Below are 18,999 nucleotides of genomic sequence, written 5' to 3' on the forward strand. Positions count from 1 at the left end.
GCACGCATCAGGCTCGTCGAGCGCGGAATCGGTGCTCCGGGCGGCCGGTGACGCCGTAGCGCAGGGTCACCTCGACCTGGCCGCGCGCGGCGAGCGCGGAGAGGTGGCGCTGCGCCGTCGCGCGTGACACCCCCGCACGCTCGGCGACCTCCGAGGCGGACGACTCATCGCCGCCCAGCGCGCCGAGGATCACCTGTGCCGTCGCCCCGCGCGAGACCGACGCGGATTCGCCCGCACCGTGCACGATCGCCGCGGCGCGGTCGATGTCGTCCTGCGTGAGCACCTCTCCCGAGGTCCAGAGGTTGCGGGCCCGGGCGTAGCGGTCGAGGCGGTCCGCGAGGACCCGCGGCTCGAAGGGTTTGACGAGGTACCCCAGGGCGCCGGCGCGCACCGCGCGGCGCACGGTGGCCGCATCCGTCGCCGCCGACAGGACGAAGCCGTCGATCCCCGCGCCGCGGAGCAGGTCGATGCCGTCGCCGTCCGGCAGGTAGACGTCGACGAGCAGGAGGTCGGGCTGCTGGCTGCCGAGGGCGCGCCGCGCCTCATCGACGGTGCGGGCGGGCGGCAGCGCCGTGAACCCGGGACGGTCGGCGACGATGTCGCCGTGGATGCCGGCGACCCGGAAGTCGTCGTCGACGACCAGGACCGTGATCTCGCTCATGTGCGTTCCTCCTCGTCGTCGACGGCGTCCATCACTCCGGGCAGGCGCGCGCCGAAGACCGCTCCCGTGCCCGTTCCGCCCGGGTCGATCAGCCACACGTCGCCGTCGCGTCGGCGTGCGAGCTCGCGCGAGAGCGGGAGCCCGATGCCCAGGTTGTGCACCCGGTCGCCCGGGGCGCCGGGGTCGGGCGCGCGCCGTTCGAACAGCCGCGCCGGGTCGGACACGCCGGCGCCGGTGTCGGTGACCGTCGCCACGAGCGTCGCGCCGTCGTCCAGCAGCAGGAGCTCCACCCGGCGGGGAGGCGGGGCGGATGCGGCGGCATCCACCGCGTTGTCGATGATGTTGCCGAGCACCGCGGCGACGTCCTCGACGTCGGCGACACGACCGCGCAGCAGCGACTGCTCATCGACGACCAGGGCCACCTCGCGCTCGCGTGCGGCCGTGGCCTTGGCGCCGACGAACGACTGCAGCAGCGGGTCGCCGATGGCGTCGAGTCCGGGCACGGCGTAGTCGAGCGGGCCGCGCTCGACGAGCTCCCACAGGAACCGCCGCGCCTCATCCGACCGCCCCGCGTCGATCAGGCCGGCCGCGGCGTGCAGCCGGTTGGCGAACTCGTGTCGCTGCACGCGGAGGGCATCGCTCAGGGTGCGGACGGATCCGAGGCGTTCGGTGAGCGCCACGAGGTCCGTGCGGTCGCGGACCACGGCGACGGTGCCCAGCGCGCGGGCGCCTCGGCGCACCGGCCGCACATCGACGTACAGCACCCGGCCATCCACGACGACGCCGTCGGTCGCGCCGGGCGTGCGGAGGGCATCGCGCACGGCGGGGGAGAGCGCGACCTCCGACAGGGGGAGTGCGAGCGGCGAGCCGGTGACGCCGAGGAGCCGCTCGGCGGTGGGCGTGCACAGCCGGACGACGCCGTCCGGGTCGAGGGCGATCACGCCGTCCCCGCTTCCCTCCAGGACCGCGGTCTGCATGCCGACGAGCGCGGCCAGTTCCTCCGGCTGCACCCCCAGGGTGACCGACTCGAGACGGCGGCGCATGAGGAGGGACACCCCGACCCCCACCGCCACCGCGACGGCGACCGTGCCGCCGATGCCGAGCAGGAGCGCGGGCAGGTCGTCGAACACGCTGGCCGGCTCGAAGCCCACGCTCACCTCCCCGACCGGGGTCGCGCCGTCCGGCGGGTAGACGGGCACCTTCGCCCGGGCGGAGACCCCCAGCGTCCCCTGCTCCCAGGTGACGACCTCGTCGCCGGCCAACGCCTCGGCGAAGCTCGTGCTCACCGGCATCCCCAGGCGGGACGGCGTGGGGTGGGCGAGCCGGATGCCGTGATCGTCGGTGATCACGACGAACAGGCCGTCCGTGCGATCGCCGACGGCGAGAGCGAACTCCTGCAGCTCACCGCCGCGCAGCTCGGACGCCTGCGGGGTGCCGGGGTCGGCCGAGTAGGCCGTCACCAGACGGCGCACATCCGGGTCCTCGGCGACGGTCCGCGCGATGTTGAGCGCCGACGACTCGGCCTCTTCGCGCAGCTGCGACACCCCGAGCGCGAGGAAGACGCCGGCGGCGACACCGACGACCGCCACCTGGGCGGCGACCTGCACCACCAGCAGCCGTGTGGCGAAACGCATGGTCCTCCTCGTGCGCACAATGCACAGAACACACGGTACGCGCACAACGCGGCGCAATGCGAGATACCGCGCGGGGGCATCGGGCTTCGCCCTAGCATCGCCCAGAACCACCGCCCGCGCTCCGCCCGGGCACTGCCGACGAAGGAGTCGCGATGCATCCCCTCGCTGTTCGCACCGAAGCCGCCGAGTACGCGGTGGCGTTCGTGCCGCCCGACACGGTCCTGGTGATCCTCGGGTTTGTGATGATCCTGAGCTTCATGGCGCTGATCATGACGCGCCGCCTCACCCCGATGGTCGCGCTCATCCTCGTGCCGACGGTCTTCGGCTTGTTCGCGGGCGCGGGGCTGGGGCTCGGCGAGATGGTGCTCGACGCGATCGGCAGCATGGCCCCGACCGCGGCCCTGCTCATGTTCGCGATCATGTACTTCGGCATCATGATCGACGTCGGGCTCTTCGACCCGCTCATCCGCGCCATCACCCGCCTCCTGGGCGACGACCCCGCCAAGGTGGTGCTCGGGACCGCCGTCCTCGCCGGCGCCGTCTCGCTCGACGGCGACGGGTCGACGACGTTCATCATCACGACGTCGGCGATGCTGCCGATCTACCTGCGGCTCGGCATGAGCCCCGTCGTGCTCACGTGCGTCGCGGGTCTCATGAACGGCACCCTCAACATCGTGCCGTGGGGCGGGCCCACCGTCCGCGCCGCGACTGCGTTGGGGCTGCAGCCCACCGACGTCTTCGTGCCGATGCTGCCCGCCCTCGGCGTCGGGATCGTCGTGGCGCTGACCTTCGCCTGGTTCCTCGGTCTCGGCGAGCGTCGCCGGCTGGCCGGGTCGATCGACACGTCGCGCATGGATGCGGCCGCCGGCGACGGTCCGTTCGGTGCTCCCAAGATCTTCCGCGGTGCCGAGCACAAGCCCGGCGCCCGCGCGCTCCTGCGCACCGGCAACATCGTCACGGTGCGCGGCGGACGCGGCGGCGTGGCGGCGGCCGACCTGGTCGACACCACCGACACGGCGATGGCCGACACGATGCTCGACCCGCAGCGGGCCACGCTCCGCCCGAAGCTCATCTGGTTCAACCTGGCGTTGACGGTGGCCGTCATGGTGCTGCTCGTGCTCGACCTGTTCCCGCTGGCGTTCGTGTTCATGGTGGGCGCGGCGATCGCGCTGCTCGTCAACTTCCCGAAGCTCAAGTCGCAGGCCGACGAGATCGTCGCCCACGCGCCGAGCATCGTCGGCGTCGTGTCGATGGTGCTCGCCGCGGGCGTGCTCGTGGGGGTCCTCACCGGCACCGGCATGGTGACGGCCATGGCGAACTGGATCACCGGCGTCATCCCGGACGCGCTCGGACCGTTCCTCGCGGTGATCACGGGAGTCCTGTCGATCCCGTTCACGTTCTTCATGTCGAACGACGCGTTCTACTTCGGCATCCTGCCGATCCTGGCCGAGAGCGCCACCGCCTACGGCATCGATCCCGTCGAGATGGCGCGCGCATCCATCACCGGCCAGCCCGTGCACCTGCAGAGCCCGCTCGTGCCGGCGATCCTCCTGCTCGTCTCGCTCGCCGGCGTCAACCTCGGCGACCACCACAGGAAGGTGTTGTGGCGGGCGTGCATCGTGTCGCTCGTGATGCTCGCCATCGGCGTGCTGACCGGCGCCATCCCGTTCCTCGGGTGAGCGGGCCCCGGATGCGGCTGGTCAGCGCTTGTTGTCGACCAGCCGCATCCGCACGATGTTGTCGGTCTCATCCATCTCGGCGATGTCGGGATGGGCGGAGACGAACTCGGTGAAGCTGCGGTGCCCCAGCGCCTTCTCGCTGAACGAGGAGTCGAGCCGGGTGATGAGGCTCTTGACCGCCGAGGCGTGCTGCCACTGCGAGGGATCCTTGTCGTTCTCGAGACGCAACGCGCGCTCGAGGAGATCGGCCGCCGGGTCGACGGAGCGCTTGCGGGCGCGGGCGCGCGGCTCGGCGGCATCCTTCTTGGTGGGCTCGGGGGCCTGGACGCCGGGGAGCGAGTCGTAGGAGTCGAACCGGTCGCACGCGGCCGCGAGGGACTTCGCGGTGGAGCCCGCGACGCCCACGCCGACCACGAAGCGCCCCAGACGCTTGCAGCGCTGGGCGAGCGGCACGTAATCGGAGTCGCCCGCCACGATCACGACGTGGGTGAGATCCGGAAGCCGGAACATGTCTTCGACCGTGTCGACGGCCAGCCGGATGTCGGCGCCGTTCTTGGCGTAGGCGGCGGCCGGGAACAGCTGCACCAGGTCGACCGCGCGGGCGACGAGCTGCGAGCGGTACTCGGCGTTCACCGGCGACGACCAGTCGGCGTAGGCGCGCGTGAGCACGAGCGTGCCGAACGACGCGGAGTAGTCGATGATCGTGCCCACGTCGACGGTGGCCTTGGCCAGCTTCTCGGCGATCTCCGGATCCTTCGGGTTCTCCGCGATCTTCTGGCGGTCGCGGGAGTAGGCGTTGCGCCCGTGCACCCGGTCGTACCAGCTCATGACGATGTTGTCGAAGTCCAGGTACACCGCGACACGGGCGTTGGAGAGTTCGACCATGTCAGCCCTCCTGCGGGTACCGCACGCCGAGCTGCCCGCGGATGTCGTCGAGCTGGCGCATGATGGCGACGGTCTCGGCGATCGGGAGGATGTCGCTGTCGCGACGCCCCTCGGCGATGATCTGCTCGGCGGCGAGCGCCTGGAACTGCATCCCTCGTCCGTCGATCTCGCTGCGGAACTCCTCGCGCACGGCGCCGTCGGAGCCGATGAGGCGGAAGTCCGACGCCGCGTACCAGACCTTGTCGATCTCGATGAAGGCGTCCGTGCCCACGACGGCAGCCCGGTTGGGGCCGGCGGCCCGCGACGACGAGAGCGTGGAGGCGATCGCGCCCGACGCATAGGTCGCGATCGTGGCGACCTCGGTGTCGGCGCCGGTGTCGCCCAGGCGACCGCGGGCGACGGTGCTCGTCGGAGCGCCGAACACATCCCACGAGAACGAGATCGGGTAGATGCCGAGATCCAGCAGTGCCCCGCCGCCGAGCTCGAGCGCGTTCAGACGGTGCGCGGGATCGGTCGAGATCGACTGCGTGTGGTCGGCCTCCAGCGTCCGGACCTCGCCCAGCGCCCCCGAGCGCACGAGGCTCCGGATGCGCGTCATGTGCGGCAGATAGCGCGTCCACATGGCCTCCATGGCCAGCAGGCCGTGGTGCTCGGCGGCCGCGCGCACCCGCTCCGCCTCGTCGCCCGTCAGGGTGAAGGGCTTCTCGACGAGCACGTGCTTGCCGTGCTCGAGCGCGGCGATCGCGTTCTCGGCGTGCAGGGGATGCGGCGTCGCGATGTAGACGATGTCGACGTCGTCGTCGGCCAGGAGCGCGTCGTACGACCCGTGGGCGTGACCGATGTCGAACTGCGCGGCGAACCGCTCGGCGCTGTCGGCGGTGCGCGATCCGACGGCGCGGACATCGCGTCCGGCCGTTCGCAGGTCGCTCGTGAAGGAGTGGGCGATTCCACCCGTGGCCAGGATGCCCCAGCGCAGGCCGGGAAGGGAGGGAGAGCTCATGCGACCACCGTACTCGGGACCTCCCGCAGTAGGCTCGGCGCGTGGCGACCTCCCTCGATCGTTTTCGCGAGCTGCTCCGCATCCCGACCGTGTCGCACGCCGATCCGGATGAGACCGACCCGGCACCGTTCGACGCGTTCCACGCGGCGCTCGCGCGGCTCTACCCGCGGATCCACGCCGACCTCGACCGCGAGGTCGTGGCAGGCCACGCCCTGCTCTACCGCTGGCGCGGCGCGCGCGAGGACGCGCCGCTCGTGCTCATGGCGCACCAGGATGTCGTGCCCGTCGTCCGCGACGACTGGCAGCACGACCCGTTCGGTGCGGAACTCGTGGGCGACGGCGCCGACGCCACGATCCACGCCCGTGGCGCCATCGACGACAAGGGCGCGCTGGTGGCCATCATGGAGGCCGCCGAACAGCTTCTGATCGACGGCGTGACGCCCGAGCGCGACGTCTACCTCGCGTTCGGCCACAACGAGGAGACGGCCGGTGACGGTGCCGGTGCGATCGTCGAGCTGCTGCGCGCCCGCGGCGTGCGCCCGGGTCTCGTGCTCGATGAGGGCGGCGCGGTCGTCGAGGGCGTCCTTCCGGGCGTGGAGCGCCAGACCGCGATGGTCGGCGTCGCCGAGCGGGGCATCATGACCGTCTGGCTGACCGCGCGCGAGAGCGGCGGGCACGCCTCGACCCCGCCCGTGTGGCCGGCGACCGCTCGGCTCGCCCGCGCGATCACGCGGGTGCAGCGGCATCCGTTCCCGCGCCGCATCGTGCCTCCCGTGCGCGCGATGCTCACGACCCTCGCCCCGTACGCGCCGCAGCCGCTGCGCTTCGTGTTCGAGAACCTGGCCCTCACGGGGCGGCTCGTGGGTGCCGTGTTCTCGCGCATCGGGCCGGAGACGAACGCGCTCGTGCGCACCACGGCGGTCCCGACGCGGCTCGAGGGCGCGCCCGCCGAGAACGTGCTGGCAACGACCGCGCGCGCCGCGGTGAACGTGCGCCTGCTGACCGGCGACACGGTCGCATCCGCCACGGCGCGACTTCGCCGGGTGATCGCGGACCCGTTGATCGAGATCGAGGTGCACCAGGCGTCGGACCCCTCACCGGTGTCGCCGTGGCGGGGCGAGCCGTGGCGGCGGATCGCCGGGGCGGTCGCGTCGGCGCTTGACCCCGAGATCGTCACGACCCCGTACGTGCAGCTCGGCGCGAGCGACAGCCGGTGGTTCACGGCGATCAGCGATCACGTCTACCGGTTCACACCGTTCCATCTGACGCGCAGCGAGCGTGACGCCCTGCACGCGCACGACGAACGGATCCGCGTCGACGTGTGGCTGCGCGGGATCGGGTTCTACCGGGACCTCATCGCGGCGAGCTGACCAGCCGCGGCGGCTCGTCGTCGAGCGCGAGCACGAAGCGCAGGATGGTGCGCCCCGTCGCCTCGAGCACCGGGCCGAGCCCGAACTCCCACCCCTCGTCGCTCGCCCGCACGGCGTGGCCCCGGAGCGCCGCGCGGCGGTCGAACGGCGCCGTCGTCGCCGCGTAGAGCGCCACCGATCCCGACACGGCCGGATCCAGCCTCGGCGTCTCGGACAGCGAGTCGCCGAGGACGAGGAGCGCGCGCACGGCGCGTGTCAGCAGTCGGATGCTGCGGCGGCGGCCCGTGCGCACCGTCTCGGCCAGACGCACCAGATCGTCGGGCGACCCGCCCGCCGCGCCGGTGCCGAGCCCGGCCTCTACGAGGAAGCGGCGGGCGCGGGAGCAGTGCACGGCATGGTCGGGCGTCGCCGCATCCAGCAATCGTGCGGCTTCGTCAAGGACGGCGGCCAGGGCCTGACGGCGGTCGGCATCCACAGCGGACTCATCGCCCCGCGGGCGATTGCTCAAAGGGAGGTGCCGGGCAACGTCGGCCATATCTCCAGGGTAACCGCTGACCGCCGCGAATCGCAGGGTGAGGTTCTGCGCTGCTTCCGGCAGGGGCTTTCGCCCTTGCCCGCAGCGGCGGCCGAGCCGAGGACATTCGGCTGAGACGAGGACGCTTGCGGCGGCAACGTCCTCCGGTCGGGCGGATGTCCTCGTGTGGGCTTTGCGAGGGGCGGGATCGGGAGCGGGGAGCGGGGCGGGCGCGGATGGGGCGCTGTGTGACTGTCACATCGGGGGAACGGGCGGCGCCGGCACCGGCCGGCGGGTGCATAATGGCAAACGAGTATGTGACCGTGCGCATGAGCCGGGAGATCCATGAGCGACGACGCGACCGGGCGACGGCCCAGTATCCGTGATGTCGCGCGGCTGGCGGCGGTGTCGCACCAGACGGTGTCGCGGGTCATCAACAACCATCCGAGCATCCGGCCGGAGACGCGCGACCGCGTGCTGGCGGTGATGTCGGAGCTGCAGTACCGGCCCAACCGCGCTGCGCGGGCGCTCGTGACGAGCCGATCGCAGACCATCGGCATCCTGTCGGCCTCGAGCACGCAGTACGGACCGGCCTCCAGCATCGCCGCGATCGAGGCGGCTGCGCGCGAGCGCGGGTACTGGGTGTCGACCGCCAACATCTCGCCGCACGATCCGAGCTCCATCCCCGACGGCATCGCCCACCTCATGGCGCAGTCCGTGGAGGGGCTCGTCGTGATCGCGCCGCAGGTGCGGGTCTTCCGCGCGCTGGCGGCGCAGCAGCTCGACGTGCCGTACGTCACGCTCCAGTCGACGGAGCTCGACCCCCAGCACGCGTTGTCGGTCGACCAGATGGCCGGCGCCCGCCTCGTGACGCGGCATCTCATCGACCTCGGGCACCGCAACATCTACCACATCGCCGGCCCTCAGGACTGGATCGAGGCGGAGGCGAGGATGCGCGGATTCCTCGAGGAGATGAGCGCGAACGACGTGCCCACCACCGCCCCGATCCTGGGGGACTGGACCGCGGAGTTCGGCTACTACGCCGGCCGAGAGCTGCTGCGGGTGCGCGACTTCACCGCGATCTTCGCCTCGAACGACCAGATGGCGCTGGGTCTGCTGCACGCCATCCGGGACGAGGGACTCGACGTGCCGGGCGACATCAGCGTGGTCGGCTTCGACGACATCCCGGATGCGGCGCACTTCTGGCCTCCGCTGACCACGGTGCGGCAGGACTTCACCGAGCTCGGCCGACGCTGCGTCGACCTGCTGCTGGGCCCCGCGGACGGCGTGGAACCGGCTCCGACGACGATCGTCCCCGAGCTCGTGGTGCGTCGATCGTCGGGCCCCGCAGCGCGGATCTGACGCCGTTACCAAGCTGAGACGTCACTTCGGCTTGACATCTCCGCGGTCCTGAGAGTTACATGGGGCCAGCAATGTGAACGGTCACATTTGCCCACGACGAGGTAACGGAATTGACGAAGGAGTCGAGCGTGTCTGCATCCAGTGCTGCCCAGCGCGACAGCTACGTCACCGGCGTCAAGACCGAAGTGGCCATCGCCCGCGCCCGCGCCGAGATCGCGGCACTGCACGGCGAACTGGTCCGCAACGGCCTCGTGGTGTGGACCGACGGCAACGTCTCGGGTCGCGTGCCCGGCGCGGATCTCTTCGTCATCAAGCCCTCCGCCATCTCCTACGAGACGCTGGCGCCCGAGAACGTCGTGCTCTGCGACCTCGACGGCAACGTCGTCTCCGACACACCGGGCAGCGACCGCGCCCCCTCCACCGACACGGCCTCGCACGCGTACGTCTACCGGAATATGCCGGAGGTCGGCGGACTCGTCCACTCGCACTCGCCGTACGCCACGGCGTGGGCGGCGCGCGGCGAGGAGATCCCGTGCGTGCTCACGGCGATGGCCGACGAGTTCGGCGGACCCATCCCGGTCGGCCCGTTCGCGATCGCCGGCGACGATGCGATCGGTCGCGGCATCGTCGAGACGCTGAGCGGCCACCGCTCCCGAGCGGTGCTGATGCGCAATCACGGCCCGTTCACGGTCGGCGTCACCGCGCGCGACGCCGTCAAGGCCGCCGTGATGCTCGAGGACGTCGCCCGCGCGGTGCACCTGGCCCGCCAGGGCGGTGAGATCGCCGCGATCCCGCAGGACGCGATCGACCGGCTGTTCACCCGCTACCAGAACGTGTACGGGCAGCAGCCCGACCCCGGCAGGCCGGCGCCCACGGGCCCGGTGGATGCCGCCACCCAGACCTACAACTGAACACAGCAGACGATGAAGTCCCAAGGAAAGGAAACCCAGTGAAGAGCACCAAGATCCTGTTCGCCGCGGCAACGCTCGCCGCCGGCGCGCTCATGCTCTCGGCGTGCGCCGGAGGAACCTCCGGTGGTTCCGGCGAAGGAAGCGGCGACGGCGGTCTCGTCGGCGTCGCGATGCCCACGAAGAGCTCGGAGCGCTGGATCCAGGACGGCAACGCCGTCAAGGAGCAGCTCGAGGAGCAGGGCTTCACGGTCGACCTCCAGTACGCCGAGGACGACATCCCCACGCAGGTATCGCAGATCGAGAACATGATCACCAAGGGCGCCAAGGCCCTGATCATCGCGTCGATCGACGGCACGACGCTCACGAGCGTCCTGCAGGAGGCGGCGGACAACGACATCCCCGTCATCGCCTACGACCGCCTCATCCGCGACAGCGAGAACGTCGACTACTACGCGTCGTTCGACAACTACAAGGTCGGCGTCCAGCAGGCGACGTCGCTGCTGGCGGGCCTGGGCCTCACCGACCTCGAGGGAACGGCCGCGGCCGACGCTCCCGCCGGTCCGTTCAACATCGAGCTGTTCGCCGGTTCGCCCGACGACAACAACGCCACGTTCTTCTGGGACGGCGCGATCGACACCCTGCAGCCCTACATCGACGAGGGCGTGCTCGACGTCAAGAGCGGCCAGACCGACTTCCAGCAGGCGGCGACGCTGCGCTGGGACGGCGAGACGGCGCAGAAGCGCATGGAGAACATCCTGACCTCGACCTACTCGGACGGCTCCACCGTCAACGCGGTCCTGTCGCCCTACGACGGCATCTCGCGCGGCATCATCTCGGCGCTCGAGGGCTCGGGCTACACGGTCGGCGCCGAATGGCCGATCATCTCGGGTCAGGACGCGGAGATCGACTCCGTCAAGGCGATCGTCGCCGGTGAGCAGTACGCGACGATCTTCAAGGACACCCGCAACCTCGCCAAGGTCGCCGTCGACATGGCCAGCGCCCTGCTGAACGGCGAAGAGCCCGAGGTCAACAACACCGAGGACTACGACAACGGCGTGAAGGTCGTCCCGTCGTACCTGCTCGAGTCGCAGATCGTCGTCAGCGACAACATCCAGGAAGTGCTGGTCGACAGCGGCTACTGGACCGAAGAAGAGATCAACGGCTGACACACCCCGAGCCCGGCCGGGCGGCGCACTCCGCCGCCCGGCCGGTCCGGTCGGCACCCTGAGCCAGGAGCAAGGAGGCACGATGTCCCAGAACATCCTCGAGATGCGCGGGATCACGAAGACATTCCCGGGCGTGAAAGCGCTCTCGAACGTGACCCTCGCCGTGCAGCGTGGAGAGATCCACGCCATCTGCGGCGAGAACGGCGCCGGCAAGTCGACGCTGATGAAGGTGCTGTCGGGTGTCTACCCGCACGGCACGTACGACGGCGAGATCGTCTTCGACGGCGAGGAGGTGGCGTTCCGCAACCTCCGCGACAGCGAGGCGAAGGGCATCGTCATCATCCACCAGGAGCTGGCGCTGAGCCCGTACCTCTCGATCGCCGAGAACATCTTCCTCAACAACGAGCAGCGCGGCGCGCTGGGTCTGATCGACTGGAACACCACGAACGCCGAGGCCGCCAAGCTCCTGGCGCGGGTCGGCCTGCGGGAGAACCCGACGACGAGGATCAACCAGATCGGCGTCGGCAAGCAGCAGCTCGTCGAGATCGCCAAGGCGCTCTCGAAGGAGGTCAAGCTCCTCATCCTCGACGAGCCCACCGCGGCGCTGAACGACGAGGACTCCGCGCATCTGCTGGATCTGATGCTGCACCTGCGGGGTCAGGGCATCACGTCGATCATCATCAGCCACAAGCTGAACGAGATCAAGAAGGTCGCCGACACCGTCACGGTCATCCGCGACGGCAAGACGATCGAGACGATCGCGAAGAACGACGTCACCGAGGACCGCATCATCAAGGACATGGTGGGCCGGGACCTCGAGCACCGCTATCCCGACCACGAACCGCACATCGGCGAGGAGCTGCTGCGCGTGGAGAACTGGACGGCGCACCACCCGGTGGATGCGTCGCGTGTGGTCGTCGACGACGTGTCGATCACCGTCCGCGCGGGCGAGATCGTCGGCATCGCGGGACTCATGGGCGCGGGGCGCACCGAGTTCGCGATGAGCCTGTTCGGTCGCAGCTACGGGTCGCGCATCAGCGGCCGGGTCTTCATGCGCGGCAAGGAGATCAAGACCCGCACGGTGTCGGAGGCGATCGACAACGGCCTCGCGTACGCGACCGAGGACCGCAAGACCTACGGGCTCAACCTCATCGAGGACATCAAGCGCAACATCTCGATGGCGTCGCTGAAGAAGCTCGAGACCGCCGGCCTCGTGAACGACAACGAGGAGTACAAGGTCGCCAACGAGTACCGCCGCGACCTCAACATCAAAGCGCCCAACGTGCTCGTGAAGACCGGGAAGCTCTCCGGCGGCAACCAGCAGAAGGTCGTCCTGTCGAAGTGGATCTACTCGGATCCGGACGTCCTCATCCTCGACGAGCCGACCCGAGGCATCGACGTCGGCGCGAAGTACGAGATCTACGCGATCATCAACCGGCTCGCAGCATCCGGCAAGGGGATCATCGTGATCTCCTCCGAACTGCCCGAGCTGCTCGGCATCTCGGACCGCGTGTACGCCCTCTCCGAGGGGCGCATCACGGGGGAGCTCCCCATCGCCGAGGCGAACCCCGAGTCCGTCCTCAAACTCATGACCATGGAGAAGCCCCGCTGAGGGCTGCAGGAGACAACGACATGTCCAACAACGACACCGCGGCCGGGGCGACGATCAACCCGGTCGACAACAAAGCCACCCGCTGGCTCGCGCACGTCCTCGCCGATCTCGGCAAGAACGGCATCTTCATCGCGCTGCTCGCCGTGGTGGTGCTGTTCGCCGTCCTGACGGACGGCATCCTGCTGCGTCCGCAGAACATCTCGAACCTGGTCGTGCAGAACGGCTACATCCTCGTGCTGGCGATCGGCATGGTGATGGTCATCATCGCCGGCCACATCGACCTGTCGGTCGGTTCGGTCGCCGCGTTCGTCGGCGCCGTGTCCGGCGTGTTCGCCGTGCAGTGGGGCCTTCCCTGGTGGCTCTCGATCATCCTCTCGCTCGCGATCGGTGCTCTGGTGGGCGCGTGGCAAGGCTTCTGGGTGGCCTTCGTCGGCATCCCGGCCTTCATCGTGACGCTGGCGGGCATGCTGATCTTCCGCGGGCTCGCGCTCGTGGTGCTGCAGAACGCGAACATCGGCTCGTTCCCCGAGCAGTACCGCGCGCTCGGCAACGGCTTCCTCGACGGCGTGCTGGGCGGCGACCCCGACCTGTTCACGCTGATCCTCGGCGGCGTCGGCATCGTCGCGCTCATCGTGCAGCAGAGCCGCACGCGGGCGGGGCGTCGCAAGTACGGTCAGGACACCGAGCCGCTGGTGTGGTTCGTGGTCAAGCTCGTGCTCATCGCGATCGCCATCGGTCTGTTCACGCTCGCGCTGGCGTCGTACAAGGGCATCCCCGTGACGCTCATCGTGCTCGCCGTGCTCGTGCTCATCTACGGCATCGTGATGAACCGCACCGTCTTCGGGCGCCACATCTACGCGATCGGCGGCAACCGTCACGCGGCCGAGCTCTCGGGCATCAAGACCCGTCGCGTCGACTTCTGGCTGTTCGTCAACATGGGCTTCCTGGCGGCTCTCGCGGGCCTCATCTTCACCGCCCGCCTGAACCTCGCCGGGCCGAAGGCCGGTGACGGCTTCGAGCTCGAGGCCATCTCGGCCGCCTTCATCGGCGGTGCAGCGGTGCAGGGCGGTGTGGGCCGGATCGGCGGCGCCATCATCGGTGGTCTGATCATCGGTGTGCTGAACAACGGCATGTCGATCATGGGCATCGGCATCGAGTGGCAGCAGGCCGTCAAGGGCCTCGTGCTGCTGCTGGCCGTCGCGTTCGACGTCTACAACAAGCGGCGCTCCGGCAACTGAGCGCCTAACGACGCAGCGGGCCCCGTCCTCCTCGGACGGGGCCCGCTGCGTCGTCACCGGCGGGCGACGATCAGGGCGTGAGCGTGATCTTGCCCGCCGTGTTCGCGGCGAGCAGCCGGTGGGCCTCGGCGGCGTCGGCGAGCGGGAGCTCGGGGCCGACCTCGACCGAGAAGCGCCCGGTCTCGAGGAGGGCCAGCACGACGGGGATGGCCTCGGCGCGCCAGGCCTGCTGCTGCGGCGTCAGGGGATCGGGCGAGCCGCCCGAGAAGGCGCGGATGCCGAGACCCGCCGCATCCGCCCCGCGCACGATGGTCGCGATGCGGTGGTGGTCGGTGACGAGCTCGAGCGACGCCGACAGGGCCTCGTCGGTGCCGGCGGCGTCGAACGCCACGGTGTACCCCTGCGGCGCCGCTTCGCGCAGCCGCTCGAGGAGCCCGTCGCCGTACGCCACCGGGGTCGCACCGAGCTCGCGGAGGCGGTCGAAGCGCCGCGGGGAGGCCGTGGCGACGACGGTCGCGCCCCAGAGCACCGCGAGCTGGATGGCGGCCTGTCCGACGGCGCCGGACCCGGCGTGGATGACGAGGGTGTCGCCGGCGCGCACGTCGAGCGAGCGCAGCGACTGGTAGGCCGTGCCCACGGGGATGCCGAGCGCGGCACCGACCGCGGCGGACACCTGCGGCGGTCGCGGCTGCACGGAGGAGGTCTTCACGGCGACCTCGCTCGCGTAGACGCCGGAGGCACCGAAGACGACCACCGGGTCGCCGGGGCGGAACCCGTCGACGTCCGGTCCGACCTCGACCACCGTGCCGGCGCCGTCGTTGCCGATGCGGCGGGGCTTGGTCAGGGGCGGTGAGCTGCGTAACCCGGAGCGCAGCTTCGCGTCGATGGGGTTCACTCCCGCGGCCTCGACGCGGACGACGAGGTGGCCGGGCTCGGCCGTGGGGCGGTCGACGTCGACGAGGGTGAGAACCTCGGGGTCGCCGTGTTCGGTGTAGACGATCGCGTGAGTCATAGTGCCTGCCACTCTGCCGCGCGCGGTCTCACTCCCGCAATGCCTTGGCGATGCGTTGCGCCGACACCGCTTCGGCGGTACCCAGGCGCTGCGCGAACAGGCTGATGCGGAACTCCTCGAGCAGCCAGCGCGCGTGCACGAGCCCGGGCGACGCGTCCGCGGCCGGCGGGATCGTCCCCCCGGCGTCGAAGAACACGGCCGCCGCGCGCTCGTACTCGGTCATCCGCTGCCGGTCGCGTCCGGGCTGGTCGGGCAGCTGCGACAGACGCTCGATGGTGCCCGCCAGATAGCGAGGGAGGTGGGCGAGGCGCGCGAGGCCGGCGCGCGAGACGAATCCGGAGAAGATCAACCCGTCGACCTGAGCCCGTACGTCCTTCAGAGCGCCGAGGAGGGTCAGCGAGTTCTGCGTCTTCATGCTGCGCTCGACCTCGCGGGCGGCGAGGAGGATGCGGGCGGCGAGAGAGGTCGCGGCGAACAGCTCGTCGGTCACCGCGGACGAGAAGGCGTCCCGGAGCCGCTCGAACCCGGCGCGGTCGCGCACGATGCCGTCCGGGACGATCCGCGTGATGACGGCGTCGGCCACGGCCACGCGGGCGTCCTCGACGAGCGCCTTCGCGCTCGCGTAGGGGGAGGTGGTCAGCGCCAGCTTCTCGGTGGCGGTCAGGTGATCGAGCACGTACGTCACCGGCGAGGGCACCGCGAGCAGCACGAGGCGCCGGATGCCGGCGCGCGAGGCCCGCGCGGCGCCGTCCGGCGTCGCCTCGAGGCGGAGCGACACCGATGAGCCGTCGTCGACGAGCGCCGGGTAGCCGCGCACGATCCCGCCGGCGACGCGCGAGTCGACCAGCGGCGGCAGGTCGCCGAAGCTCCAGTCGGTCAGCCCGCTCTGCTCGGCGACCGGAGCCGATGCGCCCGCGGGTGCGGCCGCTCCCGGCCGCGGCGCGGGCGGGCGGCTCAGCGAACGGGCCACCGACGAGCGTGCGCGATCGGCGAGCCGCTGCTGCAGGGCGGCGAGGTCGCGGTCGGAGCCGACGGTGCGCCCGCGCTCGTCGACCGCGCGGAACGACACCGTGAGGTGGGCGGGCACGCGCTCCCACTCGAAGTCGGCGGCCGTCACGGGCTGGTTCGCGACGCGCTGGATGCGGGCGGCGAGGGCATCGGTCAGGCCCGTCGCGGGGAGGCCCTCGTGGTTCTCCGGGCCGGCCGCGCGCAGCTCGTCGGCGAACCGCGCCGCCCAGTCCGCGGCGGGGACGACATGACGCCGGATGGCTTTCGGCAGTGCGCGGATGAGCGCGGCGAGGAGCTCGTCACGCATCCCCGGCACCTGCCAGTCGAAGCCGTCCGGGCGGATCTGCGCCAGCAGGGCCATCGGCACGACGACGGTCACGCCGTCGTCGGGTGCGCCGGGCTCGAACCGGTAGGCGAGCGAGAGCACCTGATCGCCCTGCGTCCACCGGGCCGGGAAGTCCTGCTCGTCCGCGCGCTCGGCGCCCTCGAGCAGATCGGCCTCGCTGAGATCCAGCAGCCGCGGTGTGCGCGTCTGCGCATCCTTCCACCAGGTCTCGAATGAGCGCAGGTCGAAGACGTCGGCCGGCACGCGGGCGTCGTAGAACGCGTACACGGCTTCGTCGCCGGCGAGGATGTCACGGCGGCGCTCGCGTTCCTCGAGCTTCTCGAGGCGGCGGCGGAGCTCGAGGTTGCGCCGCGCGAACGCGGTGAGCGTCTTGGGCAGCGCGCTGACGTCCCACTCCTCGTCGACCAGCGCATGGCGCACGAACATCTCGCGCGCGAGCGGGCGGTCGAACCGGGCGAGCTGGACGCGGCGGCGGGGGATGATCTCGACGCCGAAGAGCGTCACCTTCTCGGCGGCGACGGCGGCGCCGGCATCCTTGGACCAGTGGGGGTCGCTCAGCTGGCGTTTGGCGAGATCGCCCGCCAGCGGCTCGGCCCAGGCCGGATCGATCGCCGCGGCGGTGCGGGCGAAGAGCCGGCTCGTCTCGACGAGCTCCGCGGCCATGACCGCCTGCGGTCGCTTCTTGCGCAGCCCCGACCCGGGGAACAGCGAGAAGCGGGTGCCGCGTGCGCCGCGGTACTCGGCGCGCGTCGGACGGTCGCCGCGCTTCTTCTCGCGTTCGTCGAGCATGCCGATGTGCGAGAGCAGGCCCGCGAGGATGGCGCGGTGCACCGCGTCGGGATCGGCGGCGCCCGCGGGGGCGGTGCGGGGTGCGCCGATCAGCTGCGAGAGCTGGCGGTGCACGTCGAACCACTCGCGGACCCGCACGTAGTTGAGCATCTCGGAGCGGACGAGGCGCCGGAAGGCGCTGGATCCCAGCTCCTCCTGCTGCTCGCGGAGGTGGTTCCAGAGGTTCAGCAGGGTGAGGAAGTCGCTCGTCGGGTCGAGGAACCGCGCGTGAAGCCGATCGGCCTCCTCCCGTCGGTCCTCGGGGCGTTCGCGGACGTCTTGGATGGAGAGCCCGGCGACGACGGCCAGGACGTCGCGGAGCACGTCGGTGCGCCGCGCCTCGATCAGCATCCGGGCGAAGCGGGGATCGATCGGCAGGCGCGAGATCTCGCGCCCGAGGTCGGTCAGCGTCGCGCCGCCCCGGCCTCGGATCTTCACCGCGCCGAGCTCGGCGAGCAGGTCGAAGGCGGCCTGCACGCCGCGCGAGTCGGGCGGCGTGAGGAACGGGAAGGCGGAGATGTCGCCGAACCCGAGCGAGAGCATCTGCAGGATGACGGACGCGAGGGAGGTGCGCAGGATCTCCGGCTCGGTGAACGCGGGGCGTCGGTCGAAGTCGGTCTCGCTGTACAGACGGATGGCGATGCCGGGCGAGGTGCGACCGGCCCGACCGGAGCGCTGCTGGGCGGAGGCCTGCGAGATCGCCTCGATCGGAAGCCGCTGCACCTTGGAGCGATTGCTGTACCGCGAGATGCGCGCGGTGCCCGTGTCGATGACGTAGCGGATGCCCGGAACGGTGAGGCTCGTCTCGGCCACGTTCGTGGCCAGGATGACCCGCCGCCGTACACCGGGCACGCGTGAGGTCTCGAAGACCCGGTGCTGGTCGGCGGCCGACAGGCGGCCGAAGAGGGGGAGCACCTCGGTGGGCGCGGTGTCGCGGGCGTACGCGCCCCGCACGGCATCCGCCGCATCGCGGATCTCGGCCTCGCCGGGAAGGAACACGAGCACGTCGCCCGCGGCCTCGCGGTCGAGTTCGCGCAGGGCCGAGACGATCGCCGACACCTCGTCCTCGCCCCCGGCATCGCTCGCCGGCGCCGCGTCGTCATCCGCGTCGCCCTCGTCGTCCGTCGCGGCATCGGGCACGAGCGGGCGGTAGCGGATGTCGACGGGGAACGTCCGGCCCGACACCTCGATGACGGGCGCCGGGGTGTCGTCGGCGGACGCGAAGTGGCGGGCGAAGCTCTCGGGGTCGATCGTGGCCGAGGTGACGATGACCTTCAGATCCGGTCGCTCCGGCAGGATGCGGCGGAGGTAGCCGAGCAGGAAGTCGACGTTGAGCGAGCGCTCGTGGGCCTCGTCGATGATGATCGTGTCGTAGCGCCGCAGCAGTCGGTCGCGGTGGATCTCGTTGAGCAGGATGCCGTCGGTCAGCAGGGCGATCTTGGTGTCGGCGGAGACCTTGTCGGTGAAGCGCACCTTGTAGCCGACGACCCCGCCCAGCGGCACCTGCAGCTCTTCCGCCACGCGCTCCGCGATCGTGCGCGCGGCGAGCCGTCGCGGCTGGGTGTGCGCGATGCGCTCACGCCCGAGCTCGAGGCAGATCTTCGGCAGCTGCGTGGTCTTGCCCGACCCGGTGGCCCCCGCCACGATCACCACCTGGTTCTCGGCGATGGCGCGCGCGATCTCGTCCCGCGCGGCGCTGACGGGCAGCTCGGGCGGGAAGACGATGACGGGTTGTGGCGTGGACACAGCCTTCGATGGTATCGCGGGTGCGGC

At 71.0% G+C, this 18,999-nt stretch carries 14 protein-coding genes; 7 read left to right on the forward strand and 7 right to left on the reverse strand.

Annotated features, from left to right (window positions below; translation table 11 throughout):
• Positions 1 to 7: 7 nt before the first annotated feature.
• Both AB0N73_RS12510 and AB0N73_RS12515 read right to left on the reverse strand, forming a co-directional pair.
• A complete protein-coding gene (locus tag AB0N73_RS12510; protein WP_363563919.1) occupies positions 8 to 661 on the reverse strand; it encodes a response regulator in 654 nt (217 codons plus the stop codon).
• The gene (locus AB0N73_RS12515) at positions 658 to 2,295 is read right to left on the reverse strand and encodes a sensor histidine kinase (RefSeq protein WP_363563921.1); all 1,638 of its coding nucleotides are present in this window, start codon (positions 2,293 to 2,295) and stop codon (positions 658 to 660) included. Before AB0N73_RS12515 ends, AB0N73_RS12510 begins: the two co-directional genes overlap by 4 nt.
• 152 nt (positions 2,296 to 2,447) lie before the next feature.
• On the opposite strand from AB0N73_RS12515, the gene AB0N73_RS12520 reads away from it, so the two are divergent.
• Positions 2,448 to 3,974, forward strand: coding sequence for a CitMHS family transporter (locus AB0N73_RS12520; RefSeq protein ID WP_363563923.1), 1,527 nt, complete (start codon positions 2,448 to 2,450; stop codon positions 3,972 to 3,974).
• A gap of 21 nt (positions 3,975 to 3,995) precedes the next feature.
• Here AB0N73_RS12520 and AB0N73_RS12525 read toward each other — a convergent pair whose 3' ends face one another.
• Together AB0N73_RS12525 and AB0N73_RS12530 are read right to left on the reverse strand one after the other, a co-directional pair.
• Positions 3,996 to 4,859, reverse strand: coding sequence for an NYN domain-containing protein (locus AB0N73_RS12525; protein WP_363563925.1), 864 nt, complete (start codon positions 4,857 to 4,859; stop codon positions 3,996 to 3,998).
• A gap of 1 nt (position 4,860) precedes the next feature.
• Positions 4,861 to 5,859: a Gfo/Idh/MocA family oxidoreductase gene (locus tag AB0N73_RS12530; protein WP_363563927.1), complete on the reverse strand. Its 999-nt coding sequence runs from the start codon at positions 5,857 to 5,859 to the stop codon at positions 4,861 to 4,863.
• 41 nt (positions 5,860 to 5,900) lie between these two features.
• Between AB0N73_RS12530 and AB0N73_RS12535 the strand changes: the two genes are divergently transcribed.
• Complete coding sequence (locus tag AB0N73_RS12535; RefSeq protein ID WP_363563929.1) at positions 5,901 to 7,229, forward strand: M20/M25/M40 family metallo-hydrolase; 1,329 nt, start codon at positions 5,901 to 5,903, stop codon at positions 7,227 to 7,229.
• On the opposite strand, the gene AB0N73_RS12540 is transcribed toward AB0N73_RS12535, so the two are convergent.
• Positions 7,213 to 7,764, reverse strand: coding sequence for a hypothetical protein (locus tag AB0N73_RS12540; RefSeq protein ID WP_363563931.1), 552 nt, complete (start codon positions 7,762 to 7,764; stop codon positions 7,213 to 7,215). The two genes, AB0N73_RS12535 and AB0N73_RS12540, sit on opposite strands and share 17 nt — an antisense overlap.
• Positions 7,765 to 8,088: 324 nt before the next feature.
• Here AB0N73_RS12540 and AB0N73_RS12545 point away from each other — a divergent pair, with 324 nt between their 5' ends.
• From AB0N73_RS12545 to mmsB, 5 genes are all read left to right on the forward strand, one after another.
• The gene (locus tag AB0N73_RS12545) at positions 8,089 to 9,105 is read left to right on the forward strand and encodes a LacI family DNA-binding transcriptional regulator (RefSeq protein ID WP_363563933.1); all 1,017 of its coding nucleotides are present in this window, start codon (positions 8,089 to 8,091) and stop codon (positions 9,103 to 9,105) included.
• A 185-nt stretch (positions 9,106 to 9,290) separates the two neighbouring features.
• Complete coding sequence (locus AB0N73_RS12550; protein ID WP_363563971.1) at positions 9,291 to 10,016, forward strand: L-ribulose-5-phosphate 4-epimerase; 726 nt, start codon at positions 9,291 to 9,293, stop codon at positions 10,014 to 10,016.
• A 38-nt stretch (positions 10,017 to 10,054) separates the two neighbouring features.
• Complete coding sequence (gene chvE, locus AB0N73_RS12555) at positions 10,055 to 11,182, forward strand: multiple monosaccharide ABC transporter substrate-binding protein (RefSeq protein WP_363563935.1); 1,128 nt, start codon at positions 10,055 to 10,057, stop codon at positions 11,180 to 11,182.
• Between the two features lie 82 nt (positions 11,183 to 11,264).
• On the forward strand, positions 11,265 to 12,794 hold the full coding sequence (gene mmsA, locus AB0N73_RS12560) for a multiple monosaccharide ABC transporter ATP-binding protein (RefSeq protein WP_363563937.1): 1,530 nt from the start codon (positions 11,265 to 11,267) through the stop codon (positions 12,792 to 12,794).
• 20 nt (positions 12,795 to 12,814) lie between these two features.
• Positions 12,815 to 14,032 (forward strand): multiple monosaccharide ABC transporter permease, encoded by a 1,218-nt coding sequence (mmsB, locus tag AB0N73_RS12565; protein ID WP_363563939.1) that lies wholly within the window; start codon positions 12,815 to 12,817, stop codon positions 14,030 to 14,032.
• A gap of 70 nt (positions 14,033 to 14,102) precedes the next feature.
• Here the strand turns inward: mmsB and AB0N73_RS12570 are convergent, their stop codons facing one another.
• Together AB0N73_RS12570 and hrpA are read right to left on the reverse strand one after the other, a co-directional pair.
• On the reverse strand, positions 14,103 to 15,044 hold the full coding sequence (locus AB0N73_RS12570) for an NADP-dependent oxidoreductase (protein ID WP_363563941.1): 942 nt from the start codon (positions 15,042 to 15,044) through the stop codon (positions 14,103 to 14,105).
• A gap of 28 nt (positions 15,045 to 15,072) precedes the next feature.
• A complete protein-coding gene (hrpA, locus tag AB0N73_RS12575) occupies positions 15,073 to 18,972 on the reverse strand; it encodes an ATP-dependent RNA helicase HrpA (RefSeq protein ID WP_363563943.1) in 3,900 nt (1,299 codons plus the stop codon).
• Between the last annotated feature and the right edge of the window lie 27 nt (positions 18,973 to 18,999).

The organism is Microbacterium sp. NPDC089189 (assembly GCF_040685095.1).
In the GTDB taxonomy this organism is placed as follows: Bacteria; Actinomycetota; Actinomycetes; order Actinomycetales; family Microbacteriaceae; genus Microbacterium.